The organism is Nocardia farcinica (genome assembly GCF_029867845.1).
Lineage (GTDB): Bacteria > Actinomycetota > Actinomycetes > Mycobacteriales > Mycobacteriaceae > Nocardia > Nocardia farcinica_A.
The window spans coordinates 1-12,413 of sequence record NZ_JARWRU010000486.1; the positions used below are offsets into that span (position 1 = coordinate 1).

Genomic DNA, 12,413 nt, shown 5'->3' on the forward strand with positions numbered 1-12,413 from the left:
AATCGGCGCTGTCTCCGGTGTGCTCGAGGTCTGGGAAGGTTCAGCCTTTAACTGAACACTGGTGTTAGATTAATGACGCAGCGCACACCGATGTCAAGCTTGCGGTGGTGGCGCACCACGGTCACCGCCGTCGTCCTGTGAGGTTGCACCATGCCCAGCTCGTCCGACACCGCCGAGATCGAGGCCGCCGAGCCCGAGGCGGAACCGCGCCCGTCCGGCTCGGCAGCCGACGACGCGGCCGAGATCACCGGCGATCGGGGCGACGACGCGAGCGCCGGGACCACACCCGCCGGGATCACACCGAGGACGGCCCGCCGCGGCCGACCGCCGCAGAGCCGACGGCAGGCGGAGCAGGTGCGCACTCGCATCGTCCGGGCGGCCGCGGAGGCCTTCAGCCGACACGGTTCTCGCGGCATCACCGTCGCCCGCATCCTCGAGCAGGCGGGTCTGGCCCGGCCGACGTTCTACCGCTACTTCGGCAACACCGAGGAACCGTTGCACGTGCTGTTGACCGAGTCCAACGAGCGCCTGACCGGCGGCATCCGGGCCGCCCTGCGCGCCTGTTCGGAGCCGGTCCCGCTGGCCATCGGCCTGATCGACGCCTATCTGGGCTGGGCGCGCGGCCACGGTCGCATGCTCGGCCCGTTGTTCGCCGAGTTCCACGACCCGAACTCGATCGTCTCCGGCTACCGCGAGCGCGCCCTCGACGACATCCGTGCCGCCGTCCGGGAGAAGTTCGCCGAGCTGGACCGGCCCGCCCCCGCGCCGCTGGAACTCGACGCGGCGCTGCACCTGTGCGAGTACCTCGTCTTCCGCATCTCCGCCGACGGCGAACCCACCCCCGAGGTCGTGGCGGACGCGCGGCTCACCATGATCCGGTTCCTCGTCCTCGTCCTCGGCACGCGCGCCGATATGGCGGCCGCGCTGCCGGTCGGCGGCTCGTTCCCCACCGGACCTACCGGAGTCGGAAGTTCGGCTACGTCGTCGACCCGTCGACCTGACACCGCCGACCACAGTCGAGCCGTTCGCTGACAGGTTTCCGCTCCGGCGCTGGATGGTCTGGCCATCGGCGCCGAGGTCGGAGCCCGGCGCGGCCGGCGAACGTCGGCTACCGGTTGTTCTCCGGGAAGGGGGTGAGAGTGACCAGGCCGTCGGAGGCGGTGGCGACGGTGCTGCCGTCCGGGCTGTAGGCGGCGACGTCGACCTGCCCGGCGGGGCCTTCCGCGAGCCTGCCCTCGACCACTGGGCCGTCGGCGGTGTCGCGGACCACCACGGCGCCCTCGAAATAGCCGGTGGCGATGAGGGACTTGCCGTCGGGGGCGAAGGTGATGCCGAAGACGGCGTCGGGGAAACCGAGTTCGCCGAGCAATCTGCCGCTGGCAGCCTCCCACAGGCGCAGGGCGCCGTCGAAGTCGCCGGTGGCCATGACGGCGCCGTCCGGGGAGAAGGCGATGGCGTTGACGTTGCCGGTGTGCCCGTGTTCGAGGCGACGGACCTGGCGGAAGGTGGTGGTGTCCCAGACGAGCAGGTAGTCATCGGTGCCCGCGGTCGCGAGCCGGTCGGCGGCCGGGTTGAACGCGACGGCGAGGACGTTGCCCCGGTGGCCGGTCAGGGTGGAACCGACCTGCCTGCCGGTGGAGGTCCTGCCGACGACCACGTCCCCGGGCGCGGTGCCGGTGGCGATCAGGTCGCCGGTGCGGTCGAAGGCCACCGTGTAATCGTTGTCGCCGCTGATCAGCTCGCCCAGTGAGGCGCCGGTGCCCGGGTCCCACAGGGTGACCCGACCGTAGTCGCCCTCGCAGTCGCACAGCACCGCCAGTACGTCCCCGTCGGGACTGAACCCGATCTCGGACACCCCGCCGGACAGCGGGATCGCCGGGTGGACCATCTCGCCCGTGCCCGGGTCGTAGAAGTTCACCTCCCCGTCGCCCGCCACCGCCAGCGTCCCGTCGGCCGGGTCGAAGGCGATCGCCTCGCCCGGGACCGCGAAGACGCCGCTCCCCGACGAATCCGCCGCCCCGCCCTCGGACCCGAGCAGCAGCCACGCGCCTGCACCCGCGCCCACCAGCGCGACGACCACGGCGATCACCGCCGCGGGCAGGATCCAGCCGGCGTGACGGCCCGCTGCCGCGACCTGGCCGGAGGCGCCGATCGCGGGCCCGGGCCGGTACTGCGGGACGGCTGCGCCCGTCGCCTCCCCCTCGTCGGGAAGCCACAGCTGCCACCCCTCGGGGATCGGCCACGCGGGGTCGGGCACCCATCCCGGCTCGGGCTGCCGGCCGGGCGGTGGGGCGGGCCAGCCGGGCGGTGGGTTGAACCGCATCCGCGTTACCTCCTACAGACATGGGCCGACCGCGGGTCGGGAGCGCAGCAGCACTGGCAACCCGGCCATTTCGGGCAGACCTGTCCGCGACGGCCACCATACCGTCGCGATCGGTCGGTTTCTGTCGGTGGAACGACCGACGCCGCGGCGGAGACGAGGGGTATGCGCCGCCCGGAGCGCGTGTGACGCGCACCCCTATGCTGTCCGCGGCGGACGACGGCGCTCCAGGGCGCGTCGGCCGGTCAATCCCTGCAGTCACGACAGATTTTCGGAGGACACCCCATGCGCGTGCTCGTCACCGGCGCCAATCGCGGAATCGGAGCCGCGATCGCCGGCCACCTCGTCGCCGAAGGGCATACCGTCTGGGGTACGCACCGGGGGTCGACGGTGCCCGAGGGTGTGCGCGGCGTGGAGTGCGATGTCACCGACGACGCCTCGGTCGACGCCGCGTTCACCCACATCGAGAAGACCGACGGCCCGATCGAGGCCGTGATCGCCAACGCGGGCATCACCGACGACACCCTCATCATGCGCATGGACACCGCGCAGTTCAGCCGCGTCATCGACACCAACCTGACCGGCGTGTTCCGGGTGATCAAGCGCGCGACCCGCAACATGGTCCGCAACCGGCTCGGCCGCATCGTCATCATCGGCTCGGCCTCGGGCCTGGCCGGCATGCCCGGTCAGGTGAACTACACCGCCGCCAAGGCGGGCGTGGTGGGCATCGCGCGCTCGCTGGCGCGTGAGCTGGGTTCGCGCAACATCACCGCCAATGTGATCGCGCCCGGCTTCACCGAGACCGACATGGCGGCCGGGGTCAACGAGAAGGTCACCGAGATCGCGTTGCAGGCCATCCCGCTCGGTCGTTTCGGCAAGCCGGAGGAGGTCGCGGCCACCGCGGCGTTCGTGATCACCCCCGGCGCTTCCTACATCACCGGCACGGTCATCAATGTGGACGGCGGCATCGGCATGGGTCACTGACCCGCACCGGCCCGGCGCAACACGGCACCGAAATTCTAGAACCTGTTCTAGTGTGGAGTCATGGTGAGCCGGGACCGGACCGGTCCCCCGACCGGGAGAGAGTGAACGTGCCTGTTGCCCTGACCGCCGACCAAGCGGCCCTGGCGGAGAGCGTCGGCGGTTTCGCCGCGCGCCACGCCACCCGCGAGTACACCCGGAAGAACAGCGAGGGGCTGCGCGGCGGCGAACTGCCGTCGTTCTGGGACGAACTCGTCGCCACCGGCCTCAACGGCGTGCACCTGCCGGAGAGCGTCGGCGGCCAGGGCGGCTCGCTCGACGAGGTCGCCGTGGTGATCGCCGAGTTCGGCAAGGCGCTGCTGCCGGGCCCGCTGCTGCCCAGCGTGGTCGCAGGCGCCGTGGTGTCGGGCGCGCACACCGACGAGCCGGCCGAGGCGGCCCTGCGGCGCTTCGCCGCGGGCGCCACCGGCGCGATCGTCACCCCCGACCACGGCGTCACCCTCGACGGGCAGGCGCTGACCGGCACGACCGGCCTGGTACTCGGCGCCCGGGCCGCGCAGATCCTCGTCGTCGCGGCGGGCGGCCGCTGGTTCCTCGTCGACACCGACACCAAGGGCGTCACCGTGACAGCCGAGCCCGCCGCCGACCTCGGCCGCGACCTCGGCAGGATCACCTTCGACAACGCCGCCCCGGACGCCGAACTGACCGGCATCGACAGCGAACGCGCCACCGACCTGCTGGTCGCCTTCCTCGCGGCCGAGGCGGCGGGCGTGATCCGCTGGTGCTCGGACACCGCCACCGAATACATCAAGGCCCGCAAGCAGTTCGGCCGCCCGATCGGCGCCTTCCAGGCCGTCCAGCACCGGGCCGCGCAGCTGCTCATCACCAGCGAACTGGCCACCGCCGCCGCATGGGACGCGGTGCGCGGCATCGACGACGAGCCCGACCAGCGCGCGCACGCGGTGGCCGCCGCCGCGCTGACCACCCTCGGCAATGCCGTGCACGCGGCCGTGGAGTGCCTGGCCCTGCACGGCGCGATCGGCTTCACCTGGGAGCACGACCTGCACCTGTACTGGCGGCGCGCCATGACCCTGGCCGGGCTGGCCGGCCCCGGGGAGATCTGGGAGCGCAGGCTCGGCGAGGTCGCCCTGCGCGGCCCGCGCAATTTCGCGGTGCCGCTGCCGGAGACCGACCCGGCCTTCCGCGACTGGGTGTCGGGCATCCTGGATCAGGCCGCCGCCCTGGACAATCCGACCCCGAGCACGCTCGGCGACGCCGACATGATCGCCATCGGCCCGCGCCGCACCCTGCTGGCCGAGCACGGCCTGGTCTCCCCGCCCATGCCCGAGCCCTACGGCATCGAGGCGGGTCCGCTCGAGCAGCTGATCCTGCAGGACGAGTTCGACCGGCACGGCCTGGCGCAGCCGTCCATGGGCATCGGCCAGTGGGTGGTGCCGATCGTGTTGCAGCGCGGCACGCCCGAGCAGCTGGAGCGCCTGGCCTGGCCCGCGCTGCGCGGCGAAGAGATCTGGTGCCAGCTGTTCAGCGAGCCGGAGGCGGGCTCGGACGTGGCTTCGCTGAGCCTGCGCGCCACCCGCGTGGACGGCGGCTGGCGGCTCAACGGGCAGAAGATCTGGACCACGCTGGCGCACCGCTCGCACTGGGGCCTGCTGCTGGCCCGCACCGACCCGGAGGCCGAACGCCATCGCGGGCTCACGGTCTTCCTGGTGGACATGCACGGCGAGGGCGTGACCGTGCGGCCGATCACCCAGTCCAGCGGCGACGCCGAGTTCAACGAGGTGTTCTTCGACGACGCCTTCGTGCCCGACGAGATGGTGCTCGGCGAGCCGGGCCAGGGCTGGCAGCTCACCCTGGAGACGCTGGCCCAGGAGCGGCTGTTCATCGGCGGTGTGCGCGATCCGGGGCACAACGCCCGCATCGTCGGGATCATCGAGCGCGGCGAGTACGCGGGCAGCCGGGAGCAGGCGCTGCGCACGCTCGGCCGGATCAGCGCGCGCGGCGCGGCGATCTCGGCGATGAACCTGCGCGAGACCATCCGCAGGCTCGACGGTCAGCCGGTCGGGCCGGGCACCAGCATCGCCAAGGCCGCGGCCGCCATGCTGCACACCGACGCCGCGGCGGCCGCGCTCGAACTGATCGGCCCGGCCGCCGCGCTGAGCGAGACGGTCAACGTGGTGGTGCACCACGAGCTCGACATCCCCACCTGGGTGATCGGCGGCGGGACCCTGGAGATCCAGCTGAACACGATCGCCACCCTGGTGATGGGATTGCCGCGCAAGTAGTGACCCGACCGGTCAGCGCCCGCTGGTCGAGCGGATCAGCGGGCGCACCACGGTGTCGCGCGCCGCGAGCAGACGCTGTTCGAGACGGCCGAGCAGTGAGTGCAACTCGGTGTCGCGGGTGAGGCGGTCGTCGAGGACGACGTTGACCGCGCCGCGCAGCAGCGCGTACGCCTCCCACTGCTTGGGCGCCATGGTGCGCGGGGAGCGCCGGATGATGCCGTCGGCGATGGAGACGGCGGCCTCGCGCGCGGTGATGCGCTGATTCAGCGGCCAGGGCAGCATCTCGCCGACCTCGCGGCCGAGCTCGTCGTCGTCCAGGGTGCTCCGGGTCATGGCGGTCTCCACCACCCCCAGGTAGGCCACGCCCGCGCTGGCGCCGTGGGCGGCCAGCTCCACCCGCAGCGCCCGGCCGAACTGCTCCACGGCCGCTTTGCTGGTCATATAGGGAGAACCGGCCATGCCTGGCGCGAAGGCCGCGGCCGAGGACACGACCACGACATGCCCGCCCGCGTCGATGACGTCGTCGAGCGCGGGGTGCACCGTGTTGAACACACCGGTCAGGTTGACCGCGATGACCTTGTCGAAGTCGGCCGGGTCCATCAGCCGGATGGTGGCGGGCGGCGGCACGATGCCCGCGTTGGCGACCACCACGTCGATGCGCCCGAACTCCTCGCGCACCCGCTCGACGGCGGCCTTCATGCCCGCCCGGTCGGTGACGTCGGCGGTCACCGCGAAGCCGCGGATACGCAGATCGCGGGCGGTGGCCGCGGCGGCGTCGGCGTCGATGTCGACCACGGCCACGTGCGCGCCGCGCGCGGCGAGCAGCCTGGCCAGTTCCCGGCCGATGCCGGTGCCGGCGCCGGTGACGACGGCGACGCGGTCCTGCAGGTCGAACAGCGGCTGGTCGGAGACGCCGGTGAACGGCACCGAGGCGAGCAGTCCGCGCAGATCCGGCATTTTCATCGGGTCCTCATCTCGTACGATTCGGCGTCGAAACGTCTGGTCCGGCGAGCGTATTCGAAGCTCCAGCTCGGGTACAGGCCGGAGTTCGCGCCGTCGGCGGTGGCGTAGTAGGTGTTGCAGCCGCCGGTGAGCCAGACCGTGTCGGTGCTGCGCGCGTTGACGTCCTCGAGGAACCTGCGCTGCACCTCCGGTCGCACCGCCACCCGTGCGACGCCCTTGTCGCGCATGGTCGTGATCGCGTCGACGATGTAGCGGGCCTGCGCCTCGATCATGAACACGGCCGACTGGTTGCCCACCACGCCGAACGGGCCGAGCGTGGTGAAGAAGTTCGGGAAACCGGCCATCGAGGTGCCGAGGTAGCTGCTGGGCGCCTCGCGGTAGATGTCGGCGGCCGAGCGGCCGTCGAGAGCGTGGATGCGCTCGAACACCTTGGCGGGCATGCCGAATCCGGTGCCCCAGATCAGGGTGTCGACCGGATGCTCCACCCCGTCGGCGTCCACGATCGAGTGCTCCCTGATCTCCGCGATGCCCGCCGTGACCACCTCCACATTGGGCTGGGTGAGCGCCGGGAAGTAGGCGTCGGAGAAGATGGCGCGCTTGCAGCCGATCACGTAGTCGGGGGTGAGGATCTTGCGCAGCCGCGGGTCGCGCACCTGCCGCAGCAGTTGCAGCTTGGCCAGTGTCTCGAAGGGATGGCGGAACCGCTTGTCCACGAAGCCGACCAGGCCGAAGCTCTCGATGCCGGTGTAGAACGCACCGCGCACCGCCTTGCCCAGAGCGGGGACATTGCGCAGCAGGGCACGTTCGACCGCGGTCGTGCGGCGGTCCAGGCGCGAGACGATCCACGGCGCCGAACGCTGGAAGACCGTCAGCGTGCCAACCTTCGGCTGGATCTCCGGGATGAACTGGACCGCGGAAGCGCCGGTGCCGATCACCGCGACCCGCTCACCGGTCAGATCGTGCTCGTGATCCCAGTGCAGCGAATGGAACTGGGTGCCCGCGAACGTCTCCCGTCCGGGCAGGTTCGGAATGTTGGCCTCGCTGAACGGACCGACCGCCGAGATCAGCACGTCGGCGGTGTAGTCACCCCTGCCGGTGGCCACCCGCCAGCGGTTCGTTTCCTCGTCGAACCGCGCGTCGGCGACCTCGACGTCGAAACGCATGTGCGGCACGATGCCGAAGTCGCCCGCGACCTTCTCGAGATAGGCCAGGATCTCCGGCTGGGTGCCGTAGGTGCGCGACCAATCGGGGTTCGGCGCGAAGGAATACGAATACAGATGCGAGGGCACGTCGCAGGCGCAGCCGGGATAGGTGTTGGCGCGCCAGGTGCCGCCAAGGCCGGACGCGCGTTCCAGGATGACGAAATCGGTGATGCCCTTGGCGCGCAGCTCCACGCCGAGCGCGATGCCTGCGAAGCCCGCGCCGATGATGACCACGGGGAAGTGCTCGGCGGCTGCCCCGGCGTCGGTGTTCTCGGTCGCCATGGGGGCGACTCCTTTCGAAAAAAGTTCGGTGTGGCTCACAGGTCCAGCACGAGGTCGCCGCCGTCGGATCGGGAGACGCAGGTCAGCATGGACGTGTCGCGTTCGATCGGAGCCAGCGTGCGGTCACGGTGCCGCACGCGCCCGGACAGCACCCCCACCTTGCAGCTGCCGCAGAAGCCCTGCCTGCAGGAGTACGCGACGCCCGGCCGCACACGCTGGATCGCCGCCAGCGCGGATTCCTCGGCGCCCACCCGCACCGAGATGCCACTGCGGGCCAGGGTCACGGTGAACTCCTCGCCGCCCAGCACCGGCGGCGGCGAGAATCGCTCGGTGTGCAGGGAGACACGCACGTCCTCGCCCACCGCACGGGTGGCGGCGGCCAGCATCGGCGGCGGGCCGCACACGTAGATCGCGGTGCCGGGCACGGCCGAGGCGACGAGCGCCGCCATGTCCGGGACGCCGAACTCGTCGTCGGGCCGGATCTCCACGTCGGCGCCGGGGATGGCGGCCAGCTCGTCGAGGAACGGCATGGTGGCCCGGGAACGGCCGGTGTAGACCAGGCGCGCGAAGCGGTGCTCGGCGCGCGCCGCCCGCAGCATCGGCAGGATCGGGGTGATGCCGATGCCGCCAGCGACGAACAGATACCGGGGTGCGGCCACGTAGTCGAAGGCGTTGCGGGGGCCGCGGATTCGCACCCGGTCACCCACCGTCAGCTCGTGCGCCTCCACCGATCCTCCGCCGCCGTCGGCGATGCGCCGCACCGCGATCCGGTAGCCACGCCGGTCGGCCGGGTCGCCGTTGAGCGAGTACTGGCGCTGACGGCCGGAGGGCAGGAACAGATCCAGGTGCGCGCCGGGCGACCAGGCGGGCAGTTCGATGCCGTTGGGGTGGCGCAGGGTCAGGCTGCGCACGTCCTCGGCCTCGTCGACGATCTCCTCGACCAGCATCGGCATCTCGAAGCCGCCGCGACGGACCGGCTGCGGGCGCGAGAGCAGCGGCGCGGCAGGGCTTTTCACGAACACACTCTTGTAGGCGTCGAACGCGCCGACCAGCAGCCGCAGCGCGGCGTTCGGCTCGTAGCCCACCGTGCCCACCCCGCTCACGCGTGCCCACCCCGGGCCGCCGGGGAGGTGGCCAGGTAGCGCAGCGCGTTGTCCATCGGGCCGAGCTGCGAGGGGTGGAAGCCGGGGCGCAGGTAGCGCGGGATCTCGGTGAAGAAGGTGGTGAAGCTGGGCACCACGCCCCGCACGGTGGCACTGGCCAGCTGCAACGGCCACCAGCGGCCCTTGGCGGGCGAGGGGTCCTTGGCGAACAGGTAGCCGCCGGTCGCGGCGAACAGCGCGAGCAGGCCCATGCTGGCGATGATCGCGTGCCTGGCCTTGCGCGCGTAGCTGCCGTCGACGTGCATGTAGGCGTCGTAGACCACGCAGCGGTGCTCGACCTCCTCCGCGCCGTGCCAGCGGATGAGATCGAGCATGGCCGGGTGCATGCCCTTCTCCTCCAGCACGTCGTTGGTGAGCAGCCATTCGCCGATCACCGCGGTGTAGTGCTCCATGCCGGCGAACAGCGCCAGCCGCTCGCACAGCCATTCGTGTCTGGCGCGGCCGCTCAGCCCGTGGTCGCCGAGCATGCGATCGACCAGCCAGCCGACCAGGTCGACCAGCGGGCCCACCTCGAGCCCCAGCTTCTCCAGCTGGATACGGGCCTGCTCGTGGGAGGTGGCGTGCATGGCCTCCTGGCCGATGAAGCCGCGAACCTCCTCGGCGAGCCGCTCGTCGTCGATCAGCGGCAGCGCCTCCGAGAGCGCCTGGGCCATGGCGCGCTCGCCCTCGGGCAGCAGCAGGTGCATGACGTTGATGATGTGCGTGGCCATCACCTCGCCGGGAATGTAGTGCAGTGGCACGGAAGAGAAGTCGAAGTCGACGTCCCTGGCGTGGATCGCATGTGCCTGCTCGGTGTAGGAGGCAGTGCCCACCGGATGACCCATCGGTTCTTCCTCACGGCTCGACGTTGAACGAGAGACCTTGACGATATTTGTTGACATCAGGCAATGTCAACAGCACCTGATGTCAACTTCTCCGTGTGAGAGGATGGGAAGCATGGTGGCCGAATCCGACGCACTCGCCGGTATGCGCAACTGGCGGGGTCTCGCCCCCGCCGACCGAATCGCCGCCCGCCGCGCCCAGCTCATCGAGGCAGCCACCGACATGATGGCGACCTCGGGCTCGGCGCAACTGTCCATGCGCGGGGTGTGCAGGCAGGCCGGTCTGACCGAGCGCTACTTCTACGAGAACTTCCCCAACCTCGACGCCCTGATGGTCACCGTGCTCGACACCGTGGTGATCGGCGCGCGCGACCGCCTGCTGGACGCGCTGACCGAGGCGCCCACCGAGCGCGAGGCCATGTTCCACCACGTCGTGGCGGCCTTCACCGACTTCCTGCTGGAGGACCGCAGACGCGGGCCGATCATGTTCATGGAATCCCAGGCCAACCCGGTCCTGAAGAAACGCGGCGACGAACTGATCGCCCTGTTCACCCAGCCGATCGCGTTCACCATCGGCAGCGGCGACTACCGCGAGCCACTGCCCGACCATCTCGACGCCTCGCTCAACGCCAACGCCATCTTCGGCTCCCTGGCCTACCTGTACCGCCCATGGCTGGACGGCACCTTCGACGTCCCGCGCGAACGCTTCGACCAGCACGCGGTCCGGGTGCTCACCGCCATCGCCACCGTCCGCTCCTCCGATGTGCCCCGCTCGTCCGACGCGCCCCGCTCCTCCGATGTGCCCCGCTCGTCCGATGTGACCGACGAGTCCTGACCCGTTTGCCCTCGGTCGCGTGTGGCACACGAGGGGCATGACTGCCGACAACGCACCCACCGGCCATGCCCCCTCCCACGTGGCCGCCGACGACCTGCGCCGTCTCCTCGACGCCGTCCCTGGCAGCTGCCTGCTGCTGTCCGAGGGCCGCGTCCAGGTCCACAACGGTCCCGCCGACGACACCGAAGGCCTGGTCGTGGTCACCCGCGCCGATCTGGCCGCCCACCTCGGCGACCGCCCCGACGACAACGAACTGACCACCGAGGCCGCGCTCCTCGACGACAAGATCCGCCTGCTCGGGGCCTGACACCGCGCCCCCACCGGGCATGCGCACGACACCCGCGCCGCGTCGGCCGAGCCGGGCGGCGCGCTTTGTGCTCCCGACCTCAGTGCGAGTAGTCCCGGAACGTCATGACGCCCCCGACCATGACGATCGCCACCGTGAGGATGTACACGGTGACGCGGAGCCACACCGGCCCGTAATAACTGACCGCCATCGAGGCACCGAGAGCCGCGAGGATCATCACCACCCCGTAGAAGGGCGTGTACTGCTCCTTGTCGACCATGCCTCCAGTGTCCTCCGCCGACTGCGAACGCGCCGGTCGCGCGGGCAGGCCGACCACACCGCCTAATTCCGTTGCCCGGAGCCGGGGCGATTTGCCACCATCGCGACATGAACGCCGAGCCCCAGCGAGCACTCGCCCCCGGCGTCGCGCCCCCGCGACGCATCGACCTGGGCGATCTCGTCGTGCGCCAGTGGCGGCCGGAGGATCTCGTCCCCAGTTTCGAGGCGGTCGCCGCCTCCTACGAGCACCTGCACCCGTGGGCGGAATGGCTGCCCGAACCCCCGCCCCTGGAACAGCAGCGCGCCTTCGGCGACGCCGTCGCGTCGAGCTGGCCCGGACCCGACGGCGGCTGCCACTACGGCATCTTCGACGCCGGGGGCTCCGTCGTCGGCGCGACCGGCTTCCACGACCGCCTCGGCCCGCACGCCCTGGAGATCGGCTACTGGTGCCACGTGCGCCACACCGGCCGCGGCATCATCACCCGCACCACCGAGGCGCTGACCCGCGCCGCGCTGGCGCTCCCCGATATCGAGCGCGTCGAAATCCATTGCGACGAGGCCAATGTCCGCAGCGCCGCGATCCCCCGCAGGCTCGGCTACCGGCTCGACCGGGTCGAGGAACGCCAGGTGCGCGCCCCCGCCGAGTCGGGCCGCACCATGATCTGGGTCATCGACGGCCCACTCGCCCGGTGAGACCCAGCGCGACGATCTGACGCAGCCCGTGCTCGAACCCGCACACCGCGACCGAGGCGGGCGTCATCGACATCCGAATCCCCTCGGAGACAGGCAGTTCCATCCACCGTGCCAGTACCGCGCGGGAGAAGTGCCCGTGCCCGACGAACACCACATCGCGCTCGCCCATCCGCTCCAGAGCCAGCGCCACGGCGCGGGGGGGCCCCGCGCCCCCCCCCCCCCCCCGCACCCCCCCCCGGCCCCCCGGGGGGCCCACCACCCCCTACCCGCCCGACTACCCCGACC

The 12,413-nt window shown here is 71.3% G+C and carries 12 protein-coding genes and 1 pseudogene; 6 read left to right on the forward strand and 7 right to left on the reverse strand.

The genetic code is table 11. From position 1 onward, the window contains the following. Positions 1-150 precede the first annotated feature (150 nt). Positions 151-1,032: a TetR/AcrR family transcriptional regulator gene (locus tag QH283_RS10525; RefSeq protein ID WP_280502835.1), complete on the forward strand. Its 882-nt coding sequence runs from the start codon at positions 151-153 to the stop codon at positions 1,030-1,032. Between the two features lie 76 nt (positions 1,033-1,108). Here QH283_RS10525 and QH283_RS10530 read toward each other — a convergent pair whose 3' ends face one another. Beyond that, a complete protein-coding gene (locus QH283_RS10530) occupies positions 1,109-2,323 on the reverse strand; it encodes a WD40 repeat domain-containing protein (RefSeq protein ID WP_280502836.1) in 1,215 nt (404 codons plus the stop codon). A gap of 282 nt (positions 2,324-2,605) precedes the next feature. On the opposite strand from QH283_RS10530, the gene fabG reads away from it, so the two are divergent. After that, complete coding sequence (gene fabG, locus QH283_RS10535; RefSeq protein WP_280502837.1) at positions 2,606-3,304, forward strand: 3-oxoacyl-ACP reductase FabG; 699 nt, start codon at positions 2,606-2,608, stop codon at positions 3,302-3,304. Between the two features lie 107 nt (positions 3,305-3,411). Next, entirely contained in the window at positions 3,412-5,604 is a 2,193-nt protein-coding gene (locus QH283_RS10540; protein ID WP_280502838.1) for an acyl-CoA dehydrogenase, read from the forward strand. 12 nt (positions 5,605-5,616) lie between these two features. On the opposite strand, the gene QH283_RS10545 is transcribed toward QH283_RS10540, so the two are convergent. Genes QH283_RS10545 through QH283_RS10560 form a run of 4 tightly spaced genes read right to left on the reverse strand, consistent with a single transcriptional unit; the run spans position 5,617 to position 10,038 of the window. Further along, positions 5,617-6,567, reverse strand: a complete 951-nt coding sequence (locus QH283_RS10545; RefSeq protein ID WP_280502839.1) for an SDR family oxidoreductase — start codon at positions 6,565-6,567, stop codon at positions 5,617-5,619. After that, on the reverse strand, positions 6,564-8,051 hold the full coding sequence (locus QH283_RS10550; protein ID WP_280502840.1) for a flavin-containing monooxygenase: 1,488 nt from the start codon (positions 8,049-8,051) through the stop codon (positions 6,564-6,566). Before QH283_RS10550 ends, QH283_RS10545 begins: the two co-directional genes overlap by 4 nt. A gap of 35 nt (positions 8,052-8,086) precedes the next feature. Continuing rightward, entirely contained in the window at positions 8,087-9,154 is a 1,068-nt protein-coding gene (locus tag QH283_RS10555) for a PDR/VanB family oxidoreductase (protein WP_432420699.1), read from the reverse strand. Then, positions 9,151-10,038 carry a metal-dependent hydrolase gene (locus tag QH283_RS10560; RefSeq protein WP_280502841.1) on the reverse strand — a complete coding sequence of 296 codons (888 nt, stop codon included), beginning with the start codon at positions 10,036-10,038 and terminating at the stop codon, positions 9,151-9,153. Before QH283_RS10560 ends, QH283_RS10555 begins: the two co-directional genes overlap by 4 nt. 112 nt (positions 10,039-10,150) lie before the next feature. Between QH283_RS10560 and QH283_RS10565 the strand changes: the two genes are divergently transcribed. Continuing rightward, positions 10,151-10,870, forward strand: coding sequence for a TetR/AcrR family transcriptional regulator (locus QH283_RS10565; RefSeq protein ID WP_280502842.1), 720 nt, complete (start codon positions 10,151-10,153; stop codon positions 10,868-10,870). 37 nt (positions 10,871-10,907) lie between these two features. Beyond that, the gene (locus QH283_RS10570; RefSeq protein WP_280502843.1) at positions 10,908-11,177 is read left to right on the forward strand and encodes a hypothetical protein; all 270 of its coding nucleotides are present in this window, start codon (positions 10,908-10,910) and stop codon (positions 11,175-11,177) included. A gap of 79 nt (positions 11,178-11,256) precedes the next feature. On the opposite strand, the gene QH283_RS10575 is transcribed toward QH283_RS10570, so the two are convergent. Further along, positions 11,257-11,436 carry a hypothetical protein gene (locus QH283_RS10575; RefSeq protein WP_280502844.1) on the reverse strand — a complete coding sequence of 60 codons (180 nt, stop codon included), beginning with the start codon at positions 11,434-11,436 and terminating at the stop codon, positions 11,257-11,259. 107 nt (positions 11,437-11,543) lie between these two features. Between QH283_RS10575 and QH283_RS10580 the strand changes: the two genes are divergently transcribed. Next, positions 11,544-12,128 (forward strand): GNAT family N-acetyltransferase, encoded by a 585-nt coding sequence (locus QH283_RS10580; protein WP_280502845.1) that lies wholly within the window; start codon positions 11,544-11,546, stop codon positions 12,126-12,128. On the opposite strand, the pseudogene QH283_RS10585 reads toward QH283_RS10580, so the two are convergent. Beyond that, positions 12,103-12,339 (reverse strand): annotated as a pseudogene (locus tag QH283_RS10585) (histidine phosphatase family protein); the annotation flags it as partial. The gene QH283_RS10580 and the pseudogene QH283_RS10585 overlap by 26 nt on opposite strands. Between the last annotated feature and the right edge of the window lie 74 nt (positions 12,340-12,413).